General features: G+C 71.1%; 26 protein-coding genes. 9 read left to right on the forward strand and 17 right to left on the reverse strand.

What is annotated here, in order from left to right; translation table 11 throughout:
* Positions 1-81: 81 nt before the first annotated feature.
* Positions 82-1,041, forward strand: a complete 960-nt coding sequence (locus FPZ41_RS13065) for a CAP domain-containing protein (RefSeq protein ID WP_152862226.1) — start codon at positions 82-84, stop codon at positions 1,039-1,041.
* A gap of 109 nt (positions 1,042-1,150) precedes the next feature.
* A complete protein-coding gene (locus FPZ41_RS13070; protein ID WP_152862229.1) occupies positions 1,151-1,531 on the forward strand; it encodes a winged helix-turn-helix transcriptional regulator in 381 nt (126 codons plus the stop codon).
* On the opposite strand, the gene mutM is transcribed toward FPZ41_RS13070, so the two are convergent.
* From mutM to recG, 8 genes are all read right to left on the reverse strand, one after another.
* Entirely contained in the window at positions 1,504-2,364 is an 861-nt protein-coding gene (gene mutM, locus FPZ41_RS13075; RefSeq protein ID WP_152862231.1) for a bifunctional DNA-formamidopyrimidine glycosylase/DNA-(apurinic or apyrimidinic site) lyase, read from the reverse strand. The genes FPZ41_RS13070 and mutM overlap by 28 nt on opposite strands.
* Before the next feature lie 89 nt (positions 2,365-2,453).
* Positions 2,454-3,257, reverse strand: a complete 804-nt coding sequence (gene rnc, locus FPZ41_RS13080) for a ribonuclease III (protein WP_131558389.1) — start codon at positions 3,255-3,257, stop codon at positions 2,454-2,456.
* 19 nt (positions 3,258-3,276) lie between these two features.
* Positions 3,277-3,450, reverse strand: coding sequence for a 50S ribosomal protein L32 (gene rpmF / locus FPZ41_RS13085; protein WP_003951102.1), 174 nt, complete (start codon positions 3,448-3,450; stop codon positions 3,277-3,279).
* A gap of 2 nt (positions 3,451-3,452) precedes the next feature.
* Positions 3,453-4,106, reverse strand: a complete 654-nt coding sequence (locus FPZ41_RS13090) for a YceD family protein (protein ID WP_131558387.1) — start codon at positions 4,104-4,106, stop codon at positions 3,453-3,455.
* Between the two features lie 128 nt (positions 4,107-4,234).
* A complete protein-coding gene (locus FPZ41_RS13095; RefSeq protein ID WP_322620172.1) occupies positions 4,235-5,308 on the reverse strand; it encodes an ATP synthase F0 subunit B in 1,074 nt (357 codons plus the stop codon).
* Between the two features lie 143 nt (positions 5,309-5,451).
* The gene (gene coaD, locus FPZ41_RS13100) at positions 5,452-5,931 is read right to left on the reverse strand and encodes a pantetheine-phosphate adenylyltransferase (protein ID WP_309505229.1); all 480 of its coding nucleotides are present in this window, start codon (positions 5,929-5,931) and stop codon (positions 5,452-5,454) included.
* 26 nt (positions 5,932-5,957) lie between these two features.
* Complete coding sequence (gene rsmD, locus FPZ41_RS13105) at positions 5,958-6,581, reverse strand: 16S rRNA (guanine(966)-N(2))-methyltransferase RsmD (protein WP_228022705.1); 624 nt, start codon at positions 6,579-6,581, stop codon at positions 5,958-5,960.
* 223 nt (positions 6,582-6,804) lie between these two features.
* A complete protein-coding gene (recG, locus tag FPZ41_RS13110) occupies positions 6,805-9,033 on the reverse strand; it encodes an ATP-dependent DNA helicase RecG (protein ID WP_152862233.1) in 2,229 nt (742 codons plus the stop codon).
* Positions 9,034-9,201: 168 nt separating this feature from the next.
* Between recG and FPZ41_RS13115 the strand changes: the two genes are divergently transcribed.
* Positions 9,202-11,049 (forward strand): HSP90 family protein, encoded by a 1,848-nt coding sequence (locus tag FPZ41_RS13115; RefSeq protein ID WP_152862236.1) that lies wholly within the window; start codon positions 9,202-9,204, stop codon positions 11,047-11,049.
* Complete coding sequence (locus FPZ41_RS13120) at positions 11,046-14,057, forward strand: tetratricopeptide repeat protein (protein ID WP_152862238.1); 3,012 nt, start codon at positions 11,046-11,048, stop codon at positions 14,055-14,057. Before FPZ41_RS13115 ends, FPZ41_RS13120 begins: the two co-directional genes overlap by 4 nt.
* A 51-nt stretch (positions 14,058-14,108) precedes the next feature.
* Here FPZ41_RS13120 and FPZ41_RS13125 read toward each other — a convergent pair whose 3' ends face one another.
* Positions 14,109-15,821: a DAK2 domain-containing protein gene (locus FPZ41_RS13125; RefSeq protein WP_322620173.1), complete on the reverse strand. Its 1,713-nt coding sequence runs from the start codon at positions 15,819-15,821 to the stop codon at positions 14,109-14,111.
* A 275-nt stretch (positions 15,822-16,096) separates the two neighbouring features.
* Here FPZ41_RS13125 and rpmB point away from each other — a divergent pair, with 275 nt between their 5' ends.
* Positions 16,097-16,282, forward strand: coding sequence for a 50S ribosomal protein L28 (gene rpmB / locus FPZ41_RS13130; RefSeq protein WP_004924906.1), 186 nt, complete (start codon positions 16,097-16,099; stop codon positions 16,280-16,282).
* A 169-nt stretch (positions 16,283-16,451) separates the two neighbouring features.
* Here rpmB and thiD read toward each other — a convergent pair whose 3' ends face one another.
* Both thiD and FPZ41_RS13140 read right to left on the reverse strand, forming a co-directional pair.
* Complete coding sequence (gene thiD / locus FPZ41_RS13135) at positions 16,452-17,303, reverse strand: bifunctional hydroxymethylpyrimidine kinase/phosphomethylpyrimidine kinase (RefSeq protein ID WP_152862240.1); 852 nt, start codon at positions 17,301-17,303, stop codon at positions 16,452-16,454.
* Positions 17,300-18,265: a thiamine-phosphate kinase gene (locus FPZ41_RS13140; RefSeq protein ID WP_322620174.1), complete on the reverse strand. Its 966-nt coding sequence runs from the start codon at positions 18,263-18,265 to the stop codon at positions 17,300-17,302. The genes thiD and FPZ41_RS13140 overlap by 4 nt, the downstream gene beginning before the upstream one ends.
* A 370-nt stretch (positions 18,266-18,635) precedes the next feature.
* On the opposite strand from FPZ41_RS13140, the gene FPZ41_RS13145 reads away from it, so the two are divergent.
* Both FPZ41_RS13145 and FPZ41_RS13150 read left to right on the forward strand, forming a co-directional pair.
* A complete protein-coding gene (locus FPZ41_RS13145) occupies positions 18,636-18,869 on the forward strand; it encodes an Lrp/AsnC family transcriptional regulator (protein WP_131558369.1) in 234 nt (77 codons plus the stop codon).
* Between the two features lie 21 nt (positions 18,870-18,890).
* Complete coding sequence (locus FPZ41_RS13150) at positions 18,891-19,400, forward strand: DUF3515 domain-containing protein (protein ID WP_322620175.1); 510 nt, start codon at positions 18,891-18,893, stop codon at positions 19,398-19,400.
* A gap of 205 nt (positions 19,401-19,605) precedes the next feature.
* On the opposite strand, the gene FPZ41_RS13160 is transcribed toward FPZ41_RS13150, so the two are convergent.
* From FPZ41_RS13160 to FPZ41_RS13170, 3 genes are all read right to left on the reverse strand, one after another.
* Positions 19,606-20,763, reverse strand: a complete 1,158-nt coding sequence (locus tag FPZ41_RS13160) for a D-alanine--D-alanine ligase family protein (protein WP_152862244.1) — start codon at positions 20,761-20,763, stop codon at positions 19,606-19,608.
* A gap of 105 nt (positions 20,764-20,868) precedes the next feature.
* Positions 20,869-21,879: an NAD(P)H-dependent glycerol-3-phosphate dehydrogenase gene (locus FPZ41_RS13165; RefSeq protein WP_322620176.1), complete on the reverse strand. Its 1,011-nt coding sequence runs from the start codon at positions 21,877-21,879 to the stop codon at positions 20,869-20,871.
* On the reverse strand, positions 21,876-22,673 hold the full coding sequence (locus tag FPZ41_RS13170) for a lysophospholipid acyltransferase family protein (protein WP_322620177.1): 798 nt from the start codon (positions 22,671-22,673) through the stop codon (positions 21,876-21,878). The genes FPZ41_RS13165 and FPZ41_RS13170 overlap by 4 nt, the downstream gene beginning before the upstream one ends.
* 193 nt (positions 22,674-22,866) lie before the next feature.
* Here FPZ41_RS13170 and cofC point away from each other — a divergent pair, with 193 nt between their 5' ends.
* Entirely contained in the window at positions 22,867-23,505 is a 639-nt protein-coding gene (gene cofC, locus FPZ41_RS13175; protein ID WP_322620178.1) for a 2-phospho-L-lactate guanylyltransferase, read from the forward strand.
* 10 nt (positions 23,506-23,515) lie between these two features.
* Complete coding sequence (locus FPZ41_RS13180) at positions 23,516-23,719, forward strand: hypothetical protein (RefSeq protein ID WP_131558358.1); 204 nt, start codon at positions 23,516-23,518, stop codon at positions 23,717-23,719.
* A 167-nt stretch (positions 23,720-23,886) separates the two neighbouring features.
* On the opposite strand, the gene FPZ41_RS13185 is transcribed toward FPZ41_RS13180, so the two are convergent.
* The 3 genes from FPZ41_RS13185 to leuD form a co-directional block, all read right to left on the reverse strand.
* The gene (locus FPZ41_RS13185) at positions 23,887-24,513 is read right to left on the reverse strand and encodes an HU family DNA-binding protein (protein WP_322620179.1); all 627 of its coding nucleotides are present in this window, start codon (positions 24,511-24,513) and stop codon (positions 23,887-23,889) included.
* A gap of 138 nt (positions 24,514-24,651) precedes the next feature.
* On the reverse strand, positions 24,652-24,882 hold the full coding sequence (locus tag FPZ41_RS13190) for an SCO5555 family protein (protein WP_152862248.1): 231 nt from the start codon (positions 24,880-24,882) through the stop codon (positions 24,652-24,654).
* Positions 24,883-25,205: 323 nt separating this feature from the next.
* Positions 25,206-25,799, reverse strand: coding sequence for a 3-isopropylmalate dehydratase small subunit (gene leuD / locus FPZ41_RS13195; protein ID WP_152862250.1), 594 nt, complete (start codon positions 25,797-25,799; stop codon positions 25,206-25,208).
* Position 25,800: the final 1 nt, after the last annotated feature.

Consider the following 25,800-nt stretch of genomic DNA (forward strand, 5'->3'; position numbering starts at 1 on the left):
TCCAACGAATCTCATATGAAACTCACTCGTTCGTGTGAGTTCAGTGAAGAGAGTGACCGCAAGGTCGAGGAAGGCCAGGACATGGGACGCCACCGACGCTCCGCCGCCGGCCGCGCCGCCAGGGGCCGCGCCACGGGGGTTACGCACACAGAGGACGCGATCACCGAGCGCTACGGACCTGAGAACCTGTACGGCTTCGCCGCCGTCCTTGAGACCGAGACGCCGCACGGACGACGTTCGCACCGCAAGCAGAAGAGCGCCGTGACACCGGTGAAGACCGGCCTTCTGGGCGTGTCCGCGGCCGTCGCCATCGGCACCGCGGCGGTGGCCGCCGGGGTACTGCCGGGCGGCGACAAGTACGCCGTCAGCGGCGGCGGCAGCGCCGACACCGTCACTCCGGCGGGAACGCCGACGAGCTTCGAGACCCAGCAGGGCGGTACGGACGGCCCCGCGAACCGTGCCGAGGAATCCACGAGCCGCGACTCCCAGCGTGAGGCGGCCTCGCCCTCCGCACCCCCGTCGGACACGGCCACGCAGCCGAAGACGCCCTCCAAGAAGCCCTCCTCCAAGGCGCCCAAGCCGGAAAAGCCGGAGAAGACCAAGAAGCCCGCCGGCAAGGCCACGGAAAAGCCCGAGAAGCAGGCCCCGGTGAAGGTCTCCGCGGAGACCAAGGCCGAGGCGGAGGTGCTCCGGCTGGTCAACGAGGAACGGCAGAAGGCCGGGTGCAGCCCGGTTGCCGCGAACAGCGCGCTGTCGGACCTGGCCTCGGCGTTCAGCCAGGACATGGCCAAGCGCGGCTTCTTCGAGCACACCGACCCCGACGGGGAGAGCCCCTGGGACCGGGCGGCGGCTCTGGGGATCACCGACCTGGGCGGGGAGAACATAGCCCGCGGGCAGGCGACCGCTGCGGCCGTCATGGAGGCGTGGATGAACAGCCCCGGTCACCGGGCGAACATCCTGAACTGTGACTTCAAGACGCTGGGTGTGGGTGTGCAACTGGGGTCCGGCGGTCCCTGGTGGACTCAGGACTTCGGGTACTAGGAGTTTCACCCGGCTCCCGGCTCCCGGCTCCCGGCTCCCGGCCCCCACAGCGCTAACCGGAAGTTAGTGCAACCTGGTGGTTAGCGCTGTCTCGCCGTACTCTCGGCGTATGGAACTCGACGCGCTGCCCTTCGACGTATTCGCGAAGAACTGTCCCTCCAGGGGAACCCTGGAGCATGTGACGGGGCGCTGGGGTGCGCTGACGCTGGGGGCGCTGCACGAGGGCTCGCTCCGGTTCAACGAGCTGCGGCGCCGGGTCGACGGGGTCAGCGAGAAGATGCTCTCGCAGACCCTGCACGCCCTGGAGCGCGACGGGCTGGTCCACCGCGAGGCACAGCCCACCAATCCGCCGCGCGTCGACTACACGCTCACTCCCCTGGGCCATGAGGTCTCCGAGCGTCTGCTGGCCCTCATCCACTGTGTGGAGGGCCGCATGGAGGACGTGCTGCGGGCGCGGGAGCGTTACGACGAGGTCCGCGGCGCCCGCTGACAGCGCGGGCAGAAGTAGCTGGAGCGGTTCATCCAGGCGCGCCGCCGCATCGGTGTGGCACAGCGCCGGCACGGCAGGCCCTCACGCCCGTACGCGTCGAGTGAGCGGTCGAAGTAGCCCGACTCTCCGTTGACGTTGACATACAGGCTGTCGAAGCTGGTGCCGCCCACGGCGAGGGCCGCGTTCATCACGTCCCGGACGTGGCCCAGGAGTTCGAAGGTGCGCGGGCGCGTGAACCCCACCGTGGGGCGCTCGTAGTGGATCCGTGCGCGCCACAGCGCCTCGTCCGCGTAGATGTTGCCGACGCCACTGATCAACGACTGGTCGAGCAGGGCCCGTTTGATGGTCGTGCGCTTGCGGCGCAGTGCCTGGTGGAACGCCTCGTCGTCGAAGAGCGGGTCGAGGGGGTCGCGTGCGATGTGCTCGATGACGTCCGGCAGCCCGTCGGGCGTGGTGTCGTGCAACGAGAGGCCGCCGAAGGTGCGTTGGTCGACGAAACGGAGTTCCGTGTCGAGGGCGTCCGTGAAGCGCACGCGGATACGGAGGTGCTTCTCATCGGGCGCCTCGTGCGGCTGGACGAGGAGCTGGCCGCTCATGCCGAGGTGCGCGAGGACGGCCGCACCGGTGTCCTCGACCGGCAGCCACAGGTACTTGCCGCGGCGGCCGGGATCGCCCATCCGGTGGCCCCCCAGGCGCTGGGCGAAGTCCTCGGGCCCGGCGAGGTGGCGGCGTATCGCACGCGGGTGCAGGACCTCGACGTCGGCCACGGTGCGGTGGGCCACCCAGCGGTCCAGTCCGCGCCGTACGACCTCGACCTCGGGCAACTCGGGCATGGGACTCCCCCGTATCTCCCCTACGGGCCTTTCCCCGTACGGGCCGAGCGCCCGCCCCCGGGGAGGGACGGGCGCTCGGGAGCAAACATTCAGGCGGACTCGGCGTCGGGATGCTCCCCGTCGCGCTCTGCGGCCTCCTGGGCCGCCTTGGCTCGCTCGTCCGCCGCGGAGCGGATCGCACGCCAGGCGGACTCCGCCGCCTGCTGCTCCGCTTCCTTCTTGCTGCGGCCGGTGCCGGTGCCGTACGAGACGCCTCCGACGCGGGCGGCAGCAGTAAAAGTCTTCTCATGGTCGGGGCCGGTCTCCGTGACCAGGTACTCGGGCACACCGAGCCCCTCGGTCGCGGTGAGCTCCTGGAGACTGGTCTTCCAGTCCAGGCCGGCTCCGAGATTCGAGGACTTCTCGATCAACGGGTCGAACAGGCGGTGCACCAGCTCCGCCGCCGAGTCGAGCCCCTGGTCGAGGTACACCGCGCCGATCACCGCTTCGAGGGTGTCGGCGAGGATGGACGCCTTGTCCCGGCCGCCCGTGCCCTCTTCACCCCGGCCGAGCCGGATGAAGGAGCCGAGGTCGAGGCCGCGGCCCACCTCCGCCAGCGCACGCGAGTTGACCACCGCGGCCCGCAGCTTGGCCAGCTGGCCCTCGGGCAGGTCGGGGTGGGTGCGGTACAGCGTGTCCGTGACCACCAGGCCGAGCACGGAGTCCCCGAGGAACTCCAGGCGCTCGTTGGTGGGCAGACCGCCGTTCTCGTACGCGTAGGAACGGTGGGTCAGCGCACGCACCAGAAGGGCGGACTCGAGCTTGTAACCGAGCCGCCCTTCCAGAAGCGTGTGGGACGAGGCTGTGTTGTCCGTCTTCTTCCTGGCGTTCGAATCCGCCTTGGCGTCAGACATCAGACCTCTCACCGGCCGTTCAGACTTCGAGGACCTGGCGCTTGTTGTAGGTGCCGCATGACGGGCACGCGATGTGCTGCTGCTTGGGCTCGTGGCAGCGCTCGCACGCAACCAGGGTGGGGACCGCAGCCTTCCACTGCGACCGGCGGTGGCGCGTGTTGCTGCGCGACATCTTCCGCTTCGGAACAGCCACGGCTACTTCTCCTGCTTCTCGTCGGCGCGTGCTGATCGAGGCGCGCCGCCGCTCATCTCGTCCTTCTCGCCGTCCTTCATGGTGCCGGCGAGTCCCTGCAGTGCCGCCCAACGGATGTCGACGGCGTCGTGGTGGTGGTCCGGGTCGTCCGCGAGCCTGGCTCCGCACTCGGAGCACAGGCCGGGGCAGTCGTCCTGGCACACCGGCTGCATCGGCAGGGCAAGCACCACCGCGTCACGCAGCACGGGTTCGAGGTCGAACAGGCCGTCCTCGATGAAGAGCCTGTCCTCGTCGTCCTCGGCGTCGGTGTCGGGCTCCGCGATCACGCGGCCCCGCTCATCGGCGTCGGGGTACGAGAACATCTCCTGGAATTCCGCTTCGAGCGTCAGCTCCAGCGGCTCCAGACACCTTACGCACTCCCCCTTGGCCTGTGCACCGGCGGTGCCCGTGACGAGCACCCCTTCCATGACCGACTCCAGGCGGAGTTCGAGTTCCACCGGGGCGCCTTCCGGCACTCCGATGACCCCCTGGATACCGAAGTCCTTGGGAGCGTCGACCGTGCGGGTCAGGCGCTGCAGCGCACCCGGCCGACGCCCCAGCTCGTGCGTGTCGAACACGAAGGGGTTGCGGTGGTCGAGGCGGGCGTTCAGGGCCATTTCTGCTTTCGGTCTTCGAAACTCGGGGGAGACGCTGCCCTGCGGTGTTCCGGGCAGGTCTGATCGCGGACGTAGGCGCGACCGAAGAGCCAGGATACTGGACCTTTCGCTCAGGGCCCAATCCGCTCTCAGCGACCCTGCTCGTAGCGGCGCAGCTGCTCCGCGCTGATCATGGTGGTGTCGAAGAGACTTGTCTCGTCGAGAGTGTTCGGCTGGGCCTGGGTGTATCCCTGTTGGTCCTGATGCCCTTGGTGCCCTTGGTGCTGATGTGCCTGCTGGCCCTGGGACGGGTCGTACCCGGGCTGGGGCGAGTAGGCGGCGTACGGATCGGCCTGCTGGTAGCCGTACGGATCGGCCTGCTGGGCGTACTGCTGCTGGTAGCCGTACTGGTCCTGCTGCTGGTACCCGTAGGCGTCCTGCTGGGCGTACTGGGGCTGGGCCGGGATCTCGGGGGTCCGGGCAGCGGGCTCCGCGGTGCCCGCCGGCGCGGCCAGGTCGGCGAGGTAGTCGGCGTCGCTGGTGTGCTGCACCGGAGTGCCGTCGTCGTTCAGGGCGAGGGCGCCGAGGTCGTCGCTGGCGATGCGGCCGTGCAGCTTCTCGCGGCCGCGGCCGACGGCCTCCAGGGTCTTGGCGAGGACCGCCTCGAAGGCCCCCAGTTTGGCGTCCACGTACGCGTCCGCGTCCTTGCGCAGGGTCTCGGGGTCGTGGCTGCGCTCGGGGGCGTCCTCGTCCTGGTAGCCGTTCTCATCGGTGCCGGGGCCGGTGCCGAGGAGCTTCTCACGGCCGCGGCCGACGGAGCCGAGGGTCTTGGTGAGGACGACCTCGAAGTTGGCGAGCTTGGAGTCGACGTAGTCGTCGGCCTCCGCACGGACCTCCTCGGCCTCCTGGCGGGCCTCGGCGAGGATGCGGTCGCCCTCGTTCTGGGAGCGGCGGGCGACCTCGGTGTCGGAGATCAGGGTGCCGCGCTCGGCGTGCGCGGTCTCGATGATCCGCTCGGCCTCCTGCCGGGCCCGCTCGACCATCTGCTCACGGTCGCCGATCAGTTCCTGGGCCTGGGCGAGGGAGCCGGGCAGGGCCTCGCGCAGCTCGTCGAGCATCGAGAGCAGGTCGGCGCGATTGACCACGCACGAGGCCGACATGGGCATGGCCCTGGCACTGGAGACCGCGGCGACGATCTCGTCGAGCTTCTTCTGCACGTCCACCGTGTGCTCGCCACTCTCTACAGCGTTGTTGGAGACGGACGGTTCGACTGTACGGCCACTCGCGCACCACCCGACACCGGGTGACGGGTTGTCAGGTCACGCAGGGCCGAGGCGTCCGCCACGGACGGTGCTCCGTCCTGCGCTCAGTCCTTCCCGAGGCGCTTGTGCAGTGCCTCCAGGACCACCGGCGGCACCAGGTGCGAGACGTCGCCGCCCCAGGCAGCGACCTCCTTGACCAGGGAGGACGACAGGAAGCTGTAGGTGGGGTTGGTGGGCACGAAGAGGGTCTCCACGCCCGAGAGGCCGTTGTTCATCTGGGCCATCTGCAACTCGTAGTCGAAGTCGCTGACCGCGCGCAGCCCCTTGACGATGGCGGGGATGTCGCGCTCCTTGCAGAAGTCGACGAGGAGGCCGTGGAAGGCCTCGACCTCGACGTTTCCGTACTCGGCGGTGACTTGGCGGATCAGGTCGATCCGCTCGTCGACGGTGAACAGGCCCTGCTTGGACTTGTTGATCATCACGGCGACGTGTACGACGTCGTACAGCTTGGAGGCGCGGGCGATGATGTCGAGGTGTCCGTTGGTGATGGGGTCGAACGACCCGGGACAGACGGCGCGGCGCAACTTGGGTCCCTCGCTCTCTGATCCGGTCATCGTGCGTCTTCGCACATGGAGGCGGCGCGACCGTACCAAAGCGTTCCTTCGCCGTAGCGACGGGCCCGGATCGCCTCGAAGCCGTCGGGCCAGAGGAATTCACCGCCTCTGGTGCTGCGCTCCACGGTGACGAGGGCCTCGGCAACGAGCCAGCCCCCGGTGCGGAGTGTGAGCAGAATCTCGCGAAGATCGTCGTCCGTGACCGCGTACGGGGGGTCGAGGAAGACGATGTCGTACGGCGTCGGCGGCGCCGGAGTGTGGACGATCTGCTCCGCTTTGCCCGCTCTGACCTCGGCGCCGGGGAGGCCAAGTGCCTTCACGTTCCCGCGGACCGTGCGGACGGCGCGGGCGTCGGCCTCGACGAGCAGGGCGTGGCCCGCGCCCCGGCTGAGCGCCTCCAGGCCCACGGCGCCGGAGCCGGCGTACAGGTCGAGGACGCGCTCGCCGTCGAGTGGGCCACCGAGCAGGGCCTGCCAGGTGGAGAAGAGTCCTTCGCGCGCGCGGTCGGAGGTGGGACGGGTGCCGGTTCCCTGCGGGACGGCCAGGCGGCGTCCGCCGGCTGCGCCAGCGATCACGCGGGTCATCTCGGGTCCTTGTGTGTGGGGATGGTTACGGTCCAGTTTGGCAGGCCGGGTGGCGGGGGTGCCTTGTGTCGCGGGCGACGGCGGGTTCGCCGGCGACTGCGGGCTCGTCGGCGACTGCGGGCTCGTTGGCGACTGCGGGCTCGTTGGCGACTGCGGGTTTGTTACTGCGGGTTCCTTGAGGTTCCTCGCGGTGGTTGCTCACGCCCGCGCGGCGAAGCCGCATATCGCACAGCCCCGCGCCCTCATCGGGGCGCTGTCCTCAGCCCTTGTCCAGGTACTGCTCCCTCTCCTCGTCCAGGAGCGCGTCGAGCGCCGTGCGCAGCCCGGGAAGGTGCTCCAGGTCCGGGTCCGCGGCGACGACCGCCACGGCCTCCTCCCGGGCCTCCGCGATGATCTCCTCGTCCTCGATGACGGCGAGCATGCGCAGCGAGGTGCGGGCGCCGGACTGGGCCTGGCCGAGGACATCGCCCTCGCGGCGCTGTTCGAGGTCGATGCGGGAGAGCTCGAAGCCGTCCAGGGTGGTTGCCACGGCGTTCAGGCGCTGGCGCGCGGCGCTGGCCTCGGGCATCTCGGTGACCAGGAGGCAGAGGCCGGGGGCCGAGCCACGGCCGACACGGCCGCGCAGCTGGTGGAGCTGGGAGACGCCGAACCGGTCGGCGTCCATGATCACCATCGCGGTGGCGTTCGGGACGTTCACGCCGACCTCGATCACGGTGGTCGCCACCAGGACGTCGGTCTCGCCCGCCGCGAAGCGCCGCATCACGGCGTCCTTGTCGTCGGGCTGCATACGTCCGTGCAGGACCTCGACCCTCAGCCCCTGGAGAGGGCCTGCGGCGAGCTGGTCGGCAATGTCCAGGACCGCGAGGGGCGGGCGCTTCTCGGCCTCGTCCTCGGGGGACTTCTTGGCGCTGCCCTTCTTGCCGTCGTCCTCCTCGTCGCCGATGCGGGGGCAGACGACGTACGCCTGGTGTCCGTTGCCCACTTCTTCCCGCACCCGCTCCCACGCGCGGGCGAGGAAGTGCGGTTTGTCGGCGGCCGGTACGACATGGCTGGCGATCGGGGAGCGTCCGGCCGGGAGCTGGTCGAGGACGGAGGTCTCCAGGTCGCCGAAGACGGTCATGGCGACCGTGCGCGGGATGGGGGTGGCGGTCATGACGAGCAGGTGCGGCGGCTGTTTGCCCTTGCCGCGCAGGGCGTCGCGCTGCTCCACCCCGAACCGGTGCTGCTCGTCGACGACGACCAGCCCGAGGTCGTGGAACTGCACCTTGTCCTCGATCAGCGCGTGCGTGCCGATGACGATCCCCGCCTCCCCCGTGGCGAGGTCGAGCAACGCCTGGCGGCGGGCCGCGGCGCCCATGGAACCGGTGAGCAGGACGACCTTGGTGGCGTGCTCGGCACCGCCCAGCATTCCGCCCTCGGCCAGCTCTCCCATCATCTCCGTGACCGACCGGTGGTGCTGCTGGGCGAGCACTTCGGTGGGCGCGAGCATGGCAGCCTGGCCGCCCGTGTCGACGACGGCGAGCATGGCGCGGAGGGCCACCAACGTCTTTCCCGATCCCACCTCCCCCTGCAGCAGCCGGTGCATCGGGTGCTCGGTGGCGAGGTCGTCGAAGACCTCCCCGGAGACCTTCCGCTGGCCGTCGGTGAGGGTGAAGGGGAGGCGGGCGTCGAAGGCGGTGAGGAGGCCGTCCGGCTTGGGCGTGCGGGCCACGGCCGGGAGTTGGGCGTCGGCGTGGCGGCGGCGGGCGAGGGCGACCTGGAGGACGAAGGCCTCGTCCCACTTGAGGCGGTCGCGGGCGGCGTGGAAGTCCGCCTTGGTGTGCGGCCGGTGGATCTTCAGGAGGGCTTCGGGGAGGGAGGCGAGCCCTCGTCCCTCCCTCAACGACTCCGGCAGCGGGTCGACGGCCTCTCCTGCATTCGGCAGGACCGTCTGGACGGCCTTGGCGATCTTCCAGGACTCCAGCTTGGCGGTGGCCGGGTAGATCGGGATGAGCGCGCCCGCCCAGCTGTCGATGGCCTCCGCCGCGTCCGGGGTGTCACCGCGCAGCAGCTCGTACGCCGGGTGGGCCAGCTGCAGGCGGCGGTTGAAGACCGAGACCTTGCCGGCGAACAGGGCGCGGGTGCCGGGGAGGAGCTCCTTGTGGGGCTTGTGCACGCCGTTGCCGAAGAACACGAGTTGGAGACGGCCACTGCCGTCCGTGATCGTCACTTCGAGGCGCTGGCCCTTGCCGCGCGGGGCCTTCGCCGAGGCGAACGTGTGCAGGCGGGCGTCGGCGACCTGCGCGACCACCGTGACGTGCTCGTCCATGGGCAGGTCGGCGAGGTGGGTGAGCTGCCCGCGCTCCTCGTACCTGCGGGGATAGTGGTGGAGCAGGTCTCCGACGGTGTGCAGGCCGAGGTGCTCGGCCATCACCTTCGCGGTGGCGGGGCCGAGCACCGACCTCAACGGCTGGTCCAGGGGTTCTTGCAGTGCGGGCACGAGATCCATTGCACACCACGACACTGACAATGCCGTATACGTCTTGGAAATCCGCTGGTCAGGCGGGTAGTTCGCGCCCTAGGATGTCCCACTTCCGGCCTCCCTCCGCGGTCACCGCCCCACCGGGACCGCCCGACCCCGCGCCGTCGAACATCCCCCACCCGCGGCGCTGTGACGATGGATTCCCAGACCTCACAGTCATCCCAGGCACCTCAGTCACCTCACTCACCTCATACGTTCCAGGTCGACCTGCGTGGTCTGGTGGACCTGCTCTCCCATCACCTCTACTCCAGTCCGAGGGTCTACCTTCGCGAGCTGCTGCAGAACGCCGTGGACGCCATCACCGCCCGGCGGGCCGAGCAGCCCGACGCACCCGCCCGGGTACGGCTGTCCACCGACGGCGGCTCCCTGCGCGTGGAGGACTCCGGTGTGGGCCTCACCGAGTCCGACGTCCACAACCTCCTGGCGACGATCGGCCGCAGCTCCAAGCGGGCCGACGGCCTTCAGGCGGCGCGCTCCGACTTCCTGGGCCAGTTCGGCATCGGACTGCTGGCCTGTTTCGTCGTCGCGGAGCGCATCCGGGTCGTCAGCCGCAGCGCCCGTACGCCCGACGCGGCGCCCGTGGAGTGGACGGCGACCGACGACGGCTCGTACACCGTGCGCACACTGCCGCAGGACGCCCGCACCGAGCCGGGCACGACGGTGCACCTGGTGGCGCGGCCCGGCGCGGCCGACTGGCTGAGCCACGAGCGGGTCCTGTCCCTGGCACGGGACTTCGGGTCGCTGCTGCCCTACGACGTGCGCGTGGGCGACGAGGCGGTCACCGACCTGCCGGCGCCCTGGGACCGCGCGTACCCGTCGCCCGGCACCCGAAGGGTGGCCCTGGCGCGGCACTGCCACGAGCTGTTCGGGTTCACGCCGCTGGACTCGATCGAGCTGGACGTGCCGCTGGCCGGGATCCGGGGCGTGGCGTACGTGCTGCCGTCCGCGGTGAGCCCCGCCCAGCGTGCGAGCCACCGTGTGCACCTGAAGGGCATGCTGCTCACCGAGCGGGCCGAACAGCTGCTGCCCGACTGGGCGTTCTTCGTGCGCTGCGTCCTCGACACGGACAGCCTGCGGCCCACGGCGTCGCGCGAGTCGCTGTACGAGGACGAGACCCTCGCGGGCGTGCGGGAGGCCCTGGGGACGACGATCCGTGCCTGGCTGACCGGGCTCGCCGCGGGTGATCCGGAGCGGCTGGCGGCCTTCCTGTCGGTGCACTACCTGGGCGTGAAGTCCCTGGCGCGGCACGACAAGGAGATGCTGCGCACGATGCTGCCGTGGCTGCCGTTCGAGACGACGGACGGGCGGCTGTCCCTGGAGGAGTTCGCGCAGCGGCACCCGGTGGTGCACTTCACGCGGACGGTCGAGGAGTACCGGCAGGTCGCGCCGATCGCCTCGGCGCAGGGCGTCGGGGTCGTCAACGGCGGCTACACGTACGACAGCGAGCTGGTGGAGGCGCTGCCGTCGGTGCGCCCGGGGACGGTGGTCGCCGAGCTGGACGCCGACACGGTGACCGCACACCTGGACGCCGTGGACCCGGCCGAGGAGCTGGCCCTGTCGGGCTTCCTGTCCGCCGCGCGGGGCAGGCTCGACCCCCTGGGGTGCGATGTCGTGCTCCGGGCCTTCCATCCGCTCTCCGTGCCCGCGCTGCACCTGGACGACCGGGCGTCCCGGCACGAGCAGGCACGCGCCGAGGCCGAGGAGCAGGCCGACGACCTGTGGGCGGGCATCCTCGGCTCCCTGCGGAGCAGCGCCCCGCGCGCGCGGCTGGTGCTCAACCACCTCAACCCGCTGATCCGTAAGGTCAGTTCGCTGAACGACCCGGAGCTGATCGGCACCGCCACGGAGTCCCTCTACGGGCAGGCCCTGCTGATGGCGCAGCGCCCGCTCAGGCCCGCGGACTCCGCGCTCCTGAACCGTGCGTTCATCGGGCTCCTGGAGTGGGCCACCCACAGCGAGTCCGGGGAGGAGGGCCGCCGATGAGCCGGTTCAGCGAGTTCACCGAGATCACTTCCTTCGACGAGCTGCGCCACGCGATGGCGGAGAACTACGACGAGCCGGAGGGCCCCGCCCGCAACGCGCGCGCGGAGCACCTGCTCGTACAGGCCGAGAAGCTGACCATCCCGCTCGCCGTGATCGAGGCGCTCGGACACCAGCTGAAGGTCTACAACTACAGCTCCGAGAAGGACAAGATGTTCGTCCCGTTCGCGCGTCTGCTGCGCATGTGGGACGAGCGCCCGGAGGACTTCGACGAGTACGAGACCCACTCCCTGCACTGGGTCTTCAAGTGGATGTCGGCCGGCATGCTGAACCAGCCGCACATCCCGCTCGCCTCCATCGAGAAGTGGCTCGGCGAGATGGAGCGCCGCTACCGCCTCGCCGGGCACTCCGAACGGGCCGTGCGCAGCGCCGAGTTCAGCGTGGCCGCGCACGTCGGCGATCTGGAGCGGGCCGAGCGGGCGTACGGGGCGTGGCTGGCCGCCGACCGGGACAGCATGGCCGACTGCCACGCCTGCGAGCTGCACGGGCAGGGCTGGTGGCAGGCGCTGCGGAACGACGACGACCGGGCCCTGGAGCTGTGGGCGCCGGTCCTGGAGGGCGAGTACACGTGCGCCCACGAGCCGCACACGGTCCTCGCGGCCTCCCTTCTGCCGCTGCTGCGCCTGGGCCGCCTCGACGAGGCCCGCGCCCACCATCTGCGCGGTTTCCGGCTCGTACGGGCCATGGAGAGCATGCGGGGCGCCTACGCGGACCATGTGGAGTTCTGCGCCCTGTCCGGCAACGAGGCGCGCGGCCTGGAGTTGCTGGCCGAGCGCTCCGCGTACTTCACGGATGACGGGGACCCGCGCAGCAAGCTGGACTTCACGGCGGTCGTGGCCCTCCTGATGGACCGCCTCGTGGAGCGTGGGTTGGGCGATCAAACGGTCCCCGGCCCCGCCGGCCGTGCCTGGACGGCGCGGGAACTGGCCGCCCACACGCGCGGGGAGGCCCTTTCGCTGGCCGCCCGCTTCGACGAGCGCAACGGCACGCCGTACGTGAGCGCGCGCACCGAGGAGCGCATGGACCAGCGGCCGCTGGTGGAGCGGCTGCCGTTGGGAGTGCGCGCGAGGCGGCAGATGCCGGTGCCGTCGCCCCGGCCGCAGGCTCCCGTGGAGCCCGCCGCACCGGACACGCCCCCGGACCTGCCCGCCCTCCTCGCCGAGGCACGGCGGCTCGCCGAGACCGTGCACCCCGACGCCGTCGAGGCGTGGGCCGCTGTGGCGCGGGCGGCCGATGCCGAGGACGCGGTGCTGGACCCGTACGACCGGGCGGAGATCATCGACCACCAGGCGATCGGTCTCGGCCCCGAGGGACTGGACCTCTTCGTGCGCGCGGCCGAGCTGTACGAGGAGGCGGGCGACCAGGGGGAGGCGCTGGCGGCCCATGCGCGCAGGGCGTCCGTCCACGCCTTCACGGGGCAGCCGAACGCCGCGCTGGCGCTGATCTCCGAGCCGTACGAGAAGATCCTCGCGCTCTTCGCGGAGGGCGGCACCGGGGTGCGGCAGACGGCGTCCGTGCTGGTGGGACGCGCACGCATCCTGATGCACCGGCTGGACGAGGCCCAGGGCGAAGGTGCCGCGGACGCCATGGCGGTCGCCGAGGAAGCCGTACGGGAGCTGCTGGCCCTCACCGAGCCGCACACCGCGGACGTGCGCCTGGCCTCGCGGGCCGCGGAGGCCCTGGGCATGCTCGGGGAGCTGGCCGCGCGCGGCGGGGACGCCGAGACCGCGGCGGAACTGCTCGCCCGGTCCGCCGCGGCGTACGTGGCGGCCGGACTGCCGTGGTTCGCGGTGGAGCAGGAGGCACGGCTCACCAGGGCCGCACGGCACCTCGGGGACCTGGAGGGGGCCGAGCGGGCGGCCCGCGCGGCGCTGGAGCACGGAGCGCCCTACCTGGAGCCGATAGGGCACGCCCAGCTGCACCTCCAGCTGGCCGAAGTGCTCGGTGAGGCCGGACAGTTCGAGCCTGCGGCCGAGCACGCGCTGGAGGCGGCGCACTGGGCCGACGAGGCCGGCGAGGCGCGGACTCTCGGCGCGTGGGCGCGGCATCAGCTCGGTGGTTTCCTGCTGCGGCAGGAGCGGTGTGCCGAGGCCGCCGAGGTGCTGGAGTCGGCACTCCCTGACCTCGCTGCCGAGGCCCACGGCGACGGGGCGATCGTGCAGACGCGGTGGTGGCTCGGCGACTGTCTCACCGAGCTCGGGGAGCACCGGGAGGCCGCCGAGCACTGGTTGCAGGCCGCCGAGATCGCCCGGCACTGGCCCGAGCAGCGCGACCACGCCATGCTCGCGCACCTCGCCGCGGAGGCGCTGGGGCACGCGGGGTTGCCGGCGGAGGCCGAGCAGGCGTACGCGCGTGCCGGGGACCTGTGGCGTGATCTCGGCAACGGCCATGGTCTGGTCCGTGCCCTGCGCGCGCGGGCCTGGCTCGTGGTGCGCGAACGTGGCGAGGAAGGGCTCGACCGGGCGCGGGCGTTGATGGCGGAGGCGGTCGCGGAGTGCGAGACGGTGCTGGGTGCCGGGCCCATCGGCGACTCCGACGACCTCAACGGCTCCGCTGGCTCCGCTGGCTCCGACGACGATCGGGAGGCGCACCAGCAGATGCTCGCCGAACTCGGGCAGACCTGCCGGCAGTTCGGGGAGCTGGTGGCCCGTTCGGTGGCGGAGGACGCGGACGCCGACGTGCGCCGGCCGGCGTTCGAGGAGGCGCTGGGGCATCTGGCGCGGGCGATCGACGCGTACGGTGCGCTCGGTGAGGCCGGCCTCGACGCGCGTACCGGTGCCGAGCTGGCGGTCGGCTGGCTGGAGGCGGATCTTCAGCGGCCGGGGGATGCGGTGGTGCGGGCGCGGGGCGTCTTGGCGGCGTACGAGGGGGTGTCGGGCGATACGGCTCAGGCGCGTCGTGCGGAGGCCGGTCGGATGCTGGAGCTGATGGAGGCGCGGGGTGAGAACTGACGAGGCCGTCAGGCCGATGAACCACCCCGCCGGGTAGGGGTGGCGGGGGCGCTACTCCACGCCGATCAGCAGCAGCGCCCCCTGCCGCCCGCCCCGGTACACCACCGTGTCCACCGCCAGGTACGACTCGCGTACCCGGGACTCCAGGTGGTCCACGATCGTCGCCGGGGCCTCGTCGCCCAGGACCAGCGTGACCATCTCCCCGCCGGCGGCCAGCATGCGGTTGAGGACCGACTCCGCGGTCGCCGTGACATCGGAGCCGATGACGGCCACGTCGCCGTCTATGAGGCCGAGGACGTCGCCGGCCTGGCAGATGCCGGCCATCGTCCAGGACTCGCGCTCGGCGATGACGACCTCGGCGTAGCGGGTGGCACCCGCCGCGGACGTCATGGAGACGACGTCCTCGTCGAAGCGGCGGTCCGGCTCGTGGACGGCGAGCGCGGCGATGCCCTGGACCGCGGATCGGGTGGGGATCAAAGCCACACGGACGCCCTCCGCGCGCGCCTGCTCGGCCGCCGCGGCGGCCGTGTGCCGCAGCTCCGCGTCGTTCGGCAACAACACCACCTCGCGCGCGTGGGCACGCCGTACGGCCTCCACCAGCTCCCCGCTGGCGGGAGGCTCCCCGGGGCGGGCCACCACCGTCGTCGCGCCGGCCTCGGCGTACAGCCCGGCCAGCCCCTCCCCCGGCACCACCGCCACCACCGCGCGCGGGGCCCGCTCGCGCGGCGGACGCCCGGCGCCCGCCATGTGCGCGTCCCCGGCCCCGAAGTGCGTGATCCTGATCCGGTACGGCCGCCCGGCCTCGACACCAGCCTCCACGGCGGCACCGGCGTCGTCGACGTGGACGTGGACGTTCCACAGCCCGTCCCCGCCGACCACGACGAGCGACTCCCCCAGCGCGTCGAGCCGCTCCTTGAGCCGTGCCACGGCCGCGTCGTCCGCCTCCAGCAGGTAGATCACCTCGTAGGCGGGCCCGCCTACCTCACACGCGTCGCCGGGTGCCCGCGCGTGCACGGCCTCCGGCTCCGGGACCTCCGTCCCCGCGGCCTGTACCGGTGCCGGAGCCGTCAGCGGCACGGTTCCGTGCCTCGGCGCCTCCCCCGTCAGCGTCTGCACCAGCGCCGCCAGGACCGTCACCAGCCCACGCCCGCCCGCGTCCACGACCCCCGCACGCTCCAGGACGGCCAGCTGCCCCGGGGTCGCCGCGAGGGCCGCCCGCGCTCCCTCGTACGCCGCCCGGGCGACCGACCCGCAGTCGCCCTCGGCCCCGGTCGCGGCGTCGGCCGCCGCGTCGGCGACCGAGAGGACCGTGCCCTCGACGGGGTGCGCGACCGCCTCGCGCGCGGAGTCGGCCGCGTGCCGCAGCGCGACCCGCAGGGCCGGACCGTCGGTGTGTGCGGCCTCACGGTCGGAGGCCAGTACCTGTGCCATGCCCCGCAGCAGCTGCGCGAGGATCGTCCCCGAGTTTCCCCGCGCCCCGATCAGCGCGCCGTGCGCCATGGCCCGGACGACCTCGGCGAGCGCGGGTTTCAGCGCCCTGTCCCCCGCCCCGCGGCCTGCCGCCTCGTGCCCCGCGAACACCGCCTCGACCGCCGCCACGGCCGACTCCACGGTCAGGTACAGGTTCGTCCCGGTATCGCCGTCGGCCACCGGATAGACGTTGATCGCGTCGATCTCCTCGCGGGCCCGCCCCAGCGCCTCCAGCGCGAGCCCGCACCAGGCACGCACCGCGAGAGCATCCAATGTCTGCGGCACCTGCGGCACCTGCGCCTCCTCGACGAGCTGCTGGACGTGGGACGCAGCGTAGACCCAAGGGCCGTGTGAGCAGGAGGAGGGCCGGGAACGGGCCTCGCATCAACCATGGTAATTTCGGTCCACGGGAGCAGTCGTTGTATGCTGCTCCGGTTGCCCGATCCAGATCGGGCCTTCCCCTGGCAACGCCACTCGGATCTCCGATCGTGGATCTTGATCGATCGCAGATCTTGATCCCGGCATGCCGGGATCAACCGTAAGTGCATCTGAAGTCTTTGGAGTGACCCGTGGCTGCCAACTGCGACGTCTGCGGCAAGGGGCCGGGCTTCGGCAACAACATCTCGCACTCTCACCGCCGTACGCCCCGTCGCTGGAACCCGAACATCCAGCGTGTGCGTACCGTGGTCGGCGGGACGCCGAAGCGCGTGAACGCTTGCACCTCGTGCATCAAGGCCGGCAAGGTCTCGCGCTGACGTACATCCCCCCGGCTCTCGGCTTCGCCGGAGCAGGGGGCCCCATGCGCGCGGCCACTGCTGGTTCGCTGCACAGAGCCGGTCCACCGGAGTGTGGACCGGCTTTTTGCTGTCCCTGAAGCCCAGGTGTCGGCGGTATCGGTGTGCCTGCACCCTGCCCATCCCCTGCTTACGCCTCGGGCCTGAACCGCCATCCGTGATCCACCGGCCCGATCCCGCGCCCGAGCGCGAACCCGGCGGCGATCGCCCCGGTCACGTACTCCTTGGCCGCCGCCACCGCGTCCGGCACGGTCTCCCCCTTCGCCAGCCCGCAGGCGATCGCCGACGCCAGCGTGCACCCCGTGCCGTGGGTGTGCCGGTTGTCGTGCCGGGGGGCGCGCAGCCAGTGCTCCTCGGAGCCGTCGGTCAGCAGGTCCACCGCCTGGTGACCGCCGGCCCGCCCGGCGTCCGTGGGCAGGTGGCCGCCCTTGATCAGCACCCATGCCGGGCCGTACGCCAGGACGGCCGCCGCGGCCCGCCTGAGGCCGTCCTCCGACTCGACGCGGATGCCCGTGAGTTGGGCGACCTCGTCCAGGTTCGGCGTCGCCACCGTCGCGACCGGCAGCAGCTTCGTGCGCACCGAGTCCAGCGCGGAGGCCGCCAGCAGTGGGTCCCCGTGCTTCGACACCCCCACCGGGTCGACGACCGACGGCACGTCCGTACCGCCGATCAACTCGGCCACCGCCTCGACGAGTCCGGCCGAGGCCAGCATGCCCGTCTTGACCGCCTGTACGCCGATGTCGTCGACGACGCTGCGGTACTGCGCCCGTACCGCCTCCACGGGCAGTTCCCAGGCGCCCTGCACGCCGAGGGAGTTCTGGGCCGTGACGGCCGTGATCACGCTCATGCCATGCGCGCCCAGGGCCATCATCGTCTTCAGGTCGGCCTGGATCCCTGCCCCGCCGCCGGAGTCCGAGCCCGCGACCGTCAGCACGCGCGGCAGGGCACGGGCCGGCCCACTCGCTGCGGCGGCGGTGATCATGACTCCAGGGTCCCGAAGTGGTCCCAGCCGCCCTTGCTCGTCCACGGCGCCCCGTCGACGGTCACCTGGGGCAGCGCCGAGGGGTTCAGCACCTCGCCGATCACCTTCCAGCGGGCGGGCAGCTTCACGTCCGGTGGGAAGGTCGCCACGATCGCGTGGTCCTCTCCCCCGGTCAGCACCCACTGCATGGGGTCGACACCGACGGCCTGACCGATGTCGTTCATCTGGGTGGGAATGTCGATCGCGCCCGAGCGGACGTCGATCCTGACCTTGCTCGCCTCCGCGATGTGGCCCAGATCGGCGATCAGTCCGTCACTCACGTCGCACATCGCGGTCGCGCCCAGCCCGGCCGCCGCGGGCCCCGCGTGGTACGGCGGCTCCGGGCGCCGGTGGGCCTCCACGAAGGCCCGCGGCGAGCGGAACCCGCGCGACAGCACCGCGTGCCCGGCGGCGGACCAGCCGAGCCAGCCGGTCACGGCCACCACGTCCCCCGGCTGTGCGCCGGCCCGGGTCACGGGTTCGTGGTTGCGCAGATCGCCGAGCGCGGTGATCGACACCATGATCGTGTCACCGCGTACGACGTCACCGCCGACCACGGCCGCGCCCGCGACCTGGCACTCGTCACGCAGCCCGTCCATCAGCTCGGACGGCCAGGTCGCCGGGAGCTCGGCGGGTACGACCAGCCCGAGCAGCAGCGCGGTCGGCACGGCGCCCATAGCCGCGATGTCGGCGAGGTTCTGGGCCGCCGCCTTGCGTCCGACGTCGTACGCCGTGGACCAGTCACGGCGGAAGTGCCGCCCTTCCAGGAGGATGTCGGTGCTCGCCACGACCCTCCGGTCGGGTGCAGCCACCACCGCGGCGTCGTCGCCGGGGCCGACCCGGACCGCCGGGGTGGTGGTGAGCCGCGAGGTGAGCTCCTTGATGAGCCCGAACTCCCCGAGCTCGCCCACGGTCCCCTTCACCGGACTCTCACCTGGCCCTTTCAACGATCGTCGCTCCAGCCGACCCGCTCATCGGCCCGAGGTCCGGCCCGCGGCGCCGCCGCAATTGGGTACAGCGGTCCCCGGAATGGCACAGCATCGTCGTACGTCCCCTTCTCTGGCCCGTTCTCCGGCCCTTGCCCGGTCGCGGGCGGTCGTGGTCCTCGGTACGGTCGATTCGACCGTCAAGTCGATCGTCGATCGGTACGGTCGAGCCAACCGTCAACCAGTGTCGCGCGTGCGCCCCGTAGTGCGCGCCACAGGGCCCGCGGGTCTCCCCGAGTTGAGCGGTGACGCGATACCGTGGCGTTCCTTTTCCCCACATGATCCTCGTGGCCGCCCTGGAGGTTCCGTGGTACAGGCGTACATCCTGATCCAGACGGAGGTCGGCAAGGCGTCGACCGTCGCCGAGACGATCAGCAAGATTCCTGGGGTCATCCAGGCCGAGGACGTGACAGGACCGTATGACGTGATCGTTCGCGCACAGGCCGACACGGTCGATGATCTCGGCCGCATGGTGGTCGCCAAAGTCCAGCAAGTGGACGGCCTCACCCGCACCCTGACCTGCCCGGTCGTGCACCTGTAGCCCCCGTCTACCCTTTGGCCGGTGAACACCTTCCGTCCCCGGCACCGCATCCTTGTCGGGCTGCCCGTCCTGGCCCTGCTGATCGTCACCGCGGGCTGTTCCTCCAGCGACGCCGGCGACTCGGCTGCGGTTCCCAGCCCGGACCCGAAGGTCGCCGGGCTGTGCCGGAACCTGGACGAGGCGCTGCCGGACAAGGTGGACGGTCTCAACCGCGAGGATCCCGAGCCCCGGTCAGCGCTGACCGCGGGCTGGGGAGGCTCGGCGATCATACTGCGCTGCGGTGTCGAGCGGCCCCCGAAGATGACCGACCCCAAGGTGGCGAAGGGCAGCGACCCGGACGCGGTGGCCGGGGGCGTGAACGGTGTGGACTGGCTGATGGAGAAGCGGGACGACGACTCGTACCGCTTCACCTGCGCGAACCGCACCGCGTACGTGGAGGTCACCGTGGCGAAGGGGCGCGACGGCTCGGGTGCGCTCATCGACCTGGCCGGGGCGGTCAAGAAGGCGATACCGGAAGGCATCGCCGACTGAGCGCTCCGCTGCGAGGGGCGTTGCGGCGCCGTTGTGGAACGGGCCGTCGGTCAACTGCGGGTCCGATGTGGCTGGTCGCTCCCCCACTCTCGGCTTCTCCCCCACTCTCGACTTCGCTCGAGCGGGGGGACCCCCATGAGCGGGGGGACCCCCATCGCGGCGGAGCCGCACAATGTCACAGCCCCGCGGCCCTTCCGGGCGCGACTCACCGTAGTCCGGTGGACCTCCGCAACGCCGCCTGCACCAGCCGGTCCACCAGCTCCGGGTAGCCGATCCCGCTCGCCTGCCACATTTGCGGGTACATGGAGATCGGTGTGAAACCGGGCAGCGTGTTGATCTCGTTGATCACGAACTCACCGTCCTCGGTGAGGAAGAAGTCCGCACGGACCAGGCCCTCGCAGGAGACGGCCTCGAAGGCGTCCACGGCGAGACGCCGGACCTCGGCGGTCTGCTCGTCGGTGAGTGGGGCGGGCACGATGCCGGGGGTAGAGTCGATGTACTTGGCCTCGAAGTCGTAGTACGCGTGGGCCTCGGGCGGCGGGATCTCGGCGGGCACCGACGCGCGCGGGCCGTCCTCGAACTCCAGGACCCCGCACTCGATCTCACGGCCGCGCAGCGCCGCCTCGACGAGGATCTTCGGGTCGTGCTGCTGGGCCACCGCGATCGCCTCGTCCAGGCCGGACAGCTCGTCGACCTTGGTGATGCCGATCGAGGACCCCGCGCGCGCGGGCTTCACGAACAGCGGCCAGCCGTGCTCGCCCGCGAAGTCGATGATCTTCTTGCGGGCGGCGGACTCGTCGCGCTCCCACTCACGCGGCCGGATCACCACGTACGGGCCGACCTTGAGTCCGAAGGAGGTGAACACCCGCTTCATGTACTCCTTGTCCTGGCCGACGGCCGAGGCGAGGACGCCCGAGCCGACGTACGGGACCCCGGAGAGCTCCAGCAGGCCCTGGAGGGTGCCGTCCTCGCCGTACGGGCCGTGCAGCACGGGGAAGACGACGTCGACCTCACCCAGCGCCTTGGGGACCGATCCGGGCTCGCTGTAGACGACTTCGCGGTTGGCCGGGTCGACGGGGAGGATCACACCGCCCTCGGCGGACTCGGCGAGCTGCTCGACCTCCGGCGGGCGCCGGTCGATGATCGCCATGCGTTCCGGCTCGTCCGCCGTGAGCACCCAGCGGCCGTCCCGGGTGATGCCGATCGGCAGGACGTCGTACTTCGTCCGGTCGATGGCGCTGAGGACGGCGCCGGCGGTGACCATGGAGATCCCGTGCTCGGAGCTGCGGCCGCCGAAGACGACGGCCACACGCGGCTTGCGAGGCGGCTGGCCAGGGCTCTGGGGGAGGTTCTCGGTGCTCATATCGGGTTGAGCGTACCCGGAGGTAGGGGGCAAGTCAGCGTCCCCCGGCCCGCGAGTGGGCCGAAGGGACGCGCGCCGAGCACTGCGGCCGCCCGGCAACGTACCTCAGTGGCGCTCCGGCTTGGCGCTGCGCGACATCAGTTCCTTGAGGGCGACGACGGGCGGCTTGCCCTCGTGGACGATGCCGACGACGGTCTCCGTGATGGGCATGTCGACGCCGTGGCGGCGCGCCAAGTCCAGTACGGACTCACAGGACTTGACGCCCTCGGCGGTCTGCCGGGTGACCGCGATGGTCTCCTGGAGGGTCATGCCCTTGCCGAGGTTGGTGCCGAAGGTGTGGTTGCGGGACAGGGGCGAGGAGCAGGTGGCCACCAGGTCGCCGAGCCCGGCCAGTCCGGAGAACGTCAGCGGGTCGGCGCCCATCACCAGGCCCAGCCGGGTGGTCTCGGCGAGTCCGCGCGTGATGAGCGAGCCCTTGGCGTTGTCGCCGAGGCCCATGCCGTCCGCGATGCCGACGGCGAGGCCGATGACGTTCTTCACGGCGCCGCCGAGCTCGCAGCCGACCACGTCGGTGTTGGTGTACGGGCGGAAGTACGGCGTGTGGCAGGCGGCCTGGATGCGCTTGGCGACGGTCTCGTCGGTGCAGGCGACCACGGAGGCGGCCGGCATGCGGGCGGCGATCTCGCGGGCGAGGTTGGGCCCGGTGACCACGGCGACGCGGTCCTGGCCGACCTTGGCGACGTCCTCGACGACCTCGCTCATCCGCATGGCGGAACCGAGTTCGACGCCCTTCATGAGGGAGACGAGCACCGTGTCCGGGGCCAGCAGGGGCACCCATTCGGCGAGGTTGCCGCGCAGGGTCTGCGAGGGGACGGCGAGGACGGTGAAGTCGGCGTGGGCGGCGGCCTCGGCGGGGTCCGTGGTGGCCCGGAGGTTCGCCGGGAGCTCGACGCCAGGCAGGTAGTCGGCGTTGGTCCGGGCGGAGTTGACCGCATCCGCGAGTTCCGCGCGCCGTCCCCACAGGACGACGTCGCACCCCGCGTCGGCGAGCACCATCCCGAAGGCCGTGCCCCACGAACCGGTGCCGAAGACGGCCGCCTTGACCGGCTTGCTCACGTGCTCTGCCCCTCTTCCTGTCCCTGCTTGCCCAGGGCGTGCTGCTGCTCGGCCCTGTCCGTGTGCGTGGCCCGGCGGCGCTGCTCGATGCGCACCAGCTTCGGGTCGTACGGCGTCTCGGGCGCCTTCTCACCGCGGATGATCTCAAGTTGCGCGGTGATGGCGGCCATGATGACCTCGGTTGCCTCTTTCAGGAGCTCCGGTGTCATCTCATGGTCGTAGAAGCGCGAGAGGTCCACCGGCGGGCCCGCCAGCACGTGATGGGTCTTGCGCGGAAGGATGTTGGGCTTCTTGGCGTACGGCGGCAGCAGCAGGTTGGCGCCCCACTGGGCCACCGGGATCACCGGGCATCTGGTCTGCAGGGCGACCCGTGCGGCTCCCGTCTTGCCGGCCATGGGCCACAGGCCGGGGTCGCGGGTGAGGGTGCCCTCGGGGTAGAACGCGACGCATTCCCCGCGCTCCACGGCCTCGATCGCGGCGCGGAAGGCGCTCAGCGCGTCACTGCTCTCCCGGTAGACGGGGATCTGTCCGGTGCCGCGCATCGCGGCACCCACGAATCCCTTCTTGAAAAGCCCGCTCTTCGCGAGGAATCGCGGAACGCGCCCGGTGTTGTACTGAAAGTGCCCGTATGCGACGGGGTCCACGTGGGAATTGTGGTTCACCACGGTGATAAATCCACCGGCGGCCGGAATGTTCTCCATTCCACGCCAGTCCCGCTTGAGCAGAACCACCAGCGGCGGTTTGCAGAGGACCGCTGCGAAGCGGTACCAGAAGCCGATTCTGCGGCGGGACACGCGGACACCTTCCTCTAGAACCTGGGGCCAGAGGCCCTGGGAGCCGCACAAGTGTGACCCCAAGCCGACGGTCTGTCGAGAACACCGTACGCCCCGAGGGTCGGAGCACCGGAGCACGGCGCTTTGGGGGCCGGGTGAGAATGGCCGCGGCAATCCACGGGCGAAGGCCCGGCGACGGAGGAGCGGAGCGCTCGTGCAGTGGACCCTGGTCGTGCCCCTGAAGCCGCTGGCGCACGCCAAGAGCAGGCTCTCGGACACCGCCGGCGATGCGGTGCGCCCGGGGCTGGTGCTCGCGTTCGCGCAGGACACGGTGGCCGCGGCGCTGTCCTGTCCCGCCGTCCGGGATGTGGCAGTCGTCACCGACGACGGCCTCGCGGGCCGTGAGCTGGGCGCGCTGGGCGCCCGGATCGTTCCCGACGCCCCGGGAGCGGGTCTGAACGCCGCTCTGGCCCACGGGGAGGCGGTCGTCCGCACGTTGCGGTCCAGGCGGCCGGTGGCGGCTCTGAACGCCGATCTGCCGGCTCTGCGTCCCGCGGAATTGGCCCGGGTCCTGGACGCGGCCGCGGAATTCCCGCGCGCTTTCCTCGCGGACGCCGCCGCAATGGGTACGACTCTGCTGGCCGCGGCCCCCGGTGCGGAATTGCTCCCGGCGTTCGGCACCGCTTCCCGCACCCGCCATCGCGCCTCGGGAGCCGTGGAGCTCGCCCTCGACGCCGTGGACTCCGTACGCCAGGACGTGGACACCGGCGAGGACCTGCGGGCGGCGCTGGCGCTGGGGGTGGGTCCCCGTACAGCCGCCGCGGCCGCGCGGCTCCTGATGCCCGGACAGTAGGCTGCGCATCATGCAGGCGACCGCATACACGTACGACCCCGAAACCCGCAGCGGCCAGGTGCTGCTCGACGACGGCACCCCGGTGCCGTTCGACGCCGCGGCATTCGACGCGGGCGGCCTGCGGCTGCTGCGCCCGGGCCAGCGCGTACGCATCGAAACCGAGGGAGAGGGCGGGACCCGCCGGATCACCCTGGTGACGCTGCAGACCTTCTGAGTCCGCCCCGCCGGAACACCCCTCCGAGCCCGGCAAACACAGCACTCCGGCACTCCAGGAAGCCCCCCGAGCAGGGGAAGGCGCCCGAAGGCGCGGACCCCCGGAAACGCCGCGGGCCGGGCTCCCTGTGGGAGTCCGGCCCGGCGCGTGGTTTTCTGCGTCCCGGCTTACCTGCGGGTGGTGGCCTTCTTGGCGGTGGTCTTGCGTGCCGTCGTCTTCTTGGCGGGCGCCTTCTTCGCCGCCGCCTTCTTCGCCGGGGCCTTCTTCGCCGTCGCCTTCTTGGCGGTGGTCTTCTTCGCCGCGGCCTTCTTCGCCGCGGCCGTGGTCTTCTTCGCGGGGGCCTTCTTCGCCGCGGCCTTCTTCGCCGCGGCCGTGACCTTCTTGGCGGGCGCCTTCTTCGCCGCCGCCTTCTTCGCGGCGGTCTTCTTGGCCGCGGCCTTCTTGACCGCCGAAACACCGCCGGTCAGGCTGCCCTTGGGCGCCTTCTTCACGGCGACCTCGCCACCGCGCGGCAGCTTCTTCGTACCGCTCACCAGGTCCTTGAAACCCTGACCAGCGCGGAAGCGGGGCACCGAGGTCTTCTTGACCCGAACCCGCTCACCCGTCTGCGGGTTGCGGGCGTAACGGGCCGGACGATCAACCTTCTCGAACGAACCGAAACCGGTGACCGAGACCCGTTCACCCGCGACCGTCGCACGGACGATGGCGTCCAGTACCGCGTCAACCGCGTCGGCGGCCTGCTGGCGGCCTCCGAGCTTGTCCGCAATCGCTTCTACGAGCTGCGCCTTGTTCACGTCTTCCCCTTCGGAGACATTGCCAGAACGAAACAGTTCAAGCTTTTTCGCACGTTAGGCAGATATATACCGCAAATCAAACACGAAACGGGCTAATCACCCTTGTGCCGCAGCGGACTCGGACTGTCGCGGAGTTCCTCAGCGGTCCTCTTCAGGGATCCGGCCCTCGTCGAGGTCCTTCATGAAGCTCTCCAGACGCCTTGCCGCGTCGACGATGTCGTGCTTGGCCACGGCCGTAATGACCAGCAGCTTCCGGTTCAGCGCCATCCGTACGCCCTCCGGGACTTGCGATGCGCGCACCCTTGCGTGCGCTTCCTTGAGCCGGTCCGCGACTGCCGTATAGAGCTCGAGTTGGCCGTCGTGTTCCATGCACAGATTGTGCCATCTGGGGCGAGTTGTCGCCTGCGCAGGGGGCAACTACCGTCTCCCAGCGGCCTTCCGGGCGCCTCGGCGCATCGCGGTCACGAGATTCGGTTACCCCGCCAAACCCCCTTGCAACCTGCGGAGTTGCCATGTCTCCCCAGTCCGCCGCAACCCCTGGCGGGGCCAGACACGGCTGTACCCCCAACCGTCCACGATTGGGGGTACAGAGGGGTGTTGCGGTGGCTGGAATCGGCCTTGTGCCGAAGCCGGTGCGTCCTGCACGGGGACCAGGGGGCGCCCCCCTCGGGGCACCCTCACCGGCGCCGGTCTCAGACCACCAGCGTCCGCGGCTTGTACGCGGGGCGCTTCGCCTCGTACGCGGCGATGTCGGCCTCGTTCTGGAGCGTGATGGAGATGTCGTCCAGCCCGTTCAGCAGCCGCCAGCGGGAGTTCTCGTCCAGCTCGAAGGAGGCGGTGATGCCCTCGGCCCGCACCTCACGAGCCTCAAGGTCCACAGTGACCTCAGCCGTCGCGTCCTTCTCCGTGAGCTCCCACAGCGCATCCACGATCTTCTGCTCCAGGACGACCGTGAGCAGGCCGTTCTTGAGCGAGTTGCCGCGGAAGATGTCGGCGAAGCGGGACGAGATCACGGCCTTGAAACCGTAGTTCTGCAGCGCCCACACGGCGTGCTCACGAGAGGAGCCCGTGCCGAAGTCGGGGCCGGCGACCAGGACCGTGGCGCCCTCGCGCTCGGGCCGGTTGAGCACGAACTCCGGGTCCTTGCGCCAGGCCTCGAACAGCCCGTCCTCGAACCCGTCCCGGGTCACCTTCTTGAGCCAGTGGGCGGGGATGATCTGGTCGGTGTCGACGTTGCTGCGGCGCAGCGGGACGGCCCGACCGGTGTGCGTGGTGAATGCTTCCATG

Source organism: Streptomyces acidicola (genome assembly GCF_009377235.1).
GTDB classification, from domain to species: domain Bacteria; phylum Actinomycetota; class Actinomycetes; order Streptomycetales; family Streptomycetaceae; genus Streptomyces; species Streptomyces acidicola.

What these genes read in the sequence shown, in the direction of transcription:
- FPZ41_RS13065 (WP_152862226.1), top strand. Translation starts at nt 82, where the DNA reads ATGGGACGCCACCGACGCTCCGCCGCCGGCCGCGCCGCCAGGGGCCGC.
- FPZ41_RS13070 (WP_152862229.1), top strand. Translation starts at nt 1,151, where the DNA reads ATGGAACTCGACGCGCTGCCCTTCGACGTATTCGCGAAGAACTGTCCC.
- mutM (WP_152862231.1), bottom strand. Translation starts at nt 2,364, where the DNA reads ATGCCCGAGTTGCCCGAGGTCGAGGTCGTACGGCGCGGACTGGACCGC.
- rnc (WP_131558389.1), bottom strand. Translation starts at nt 3,257, where the DNA reads ATGTCTGACGCCAAGGCGGATTCGAACGCCAGGAAGAAGACGGACAAC.
- FPZ41_RS13090 (WP_131558387.1), bottom strand. Translation starts at nt 4,106, where the DNA reads ATGGCCCTGAACGCCCGCCTCGACCACCGCAACCCCTTCGTGTTCGAC.
- recG (WP_152862233.1), bottom strand. Translation starts at nt 9,033, where the DNA reads ATGGATCTCGTGCCCGCACTGCAAGAACCCCTGGACCAGCCGTTGAGG.
- FPZ41_RS13115 (WP_152862236.1), top strand. Translation starts at nt 9,202, where the DNA reads ATGGATTCCCAGACCTCACAGTCATCCCAGGCACCTCAGTCACCTCAC.
- FPZ41_RS13120 (WP_152862238.1), top strand. Translation starts at nt 11,046, where the DNA reads ATGAGCCGGTTCAGCGAGTTCACCGAGATCACTTCCTTCGACGAGCTG.
- thiD (WP_152862240.1), bottom strand. Translation starts at nt 17,303, where the DNA reads ATGATCACCGCCGCCGCAGCGAGTGGGCCGGCCCGTGCCCTGCCGCGC.
- FPZ41_RS13160 (WP_152862244.1), bottom strand. Translation starts at nt 20,763, where the DNA reads ATGAGCACCGAGAACCTCCCCCAGAGCCCTGGCCAGCCGCCTCGCAAG.
- FPZ41_RS13180 (WP_131558358.1), top strand. Translation starts at nt 23,516, where the DNA reads ATGCAGGCGACCGCATACACGTACGACCCCGAAACCCGCAGCGGCCAG.
- FPZ41_RS13190 (WP_152862248.1), bottom strand. Translation starts at nt 24,882, where the DNA reads ATGGAACACGACGGCCAACTCGAGCTCTATACGGCAGTCGCGGACCGG.
- leuD (WP_152862250.1), bottom strand. Translation starts at nt 25,799, where the DNA reads ATGGAAGCATTCACCACGCACACCGGTCGGGCCGTCCCGCTGCGCCGC.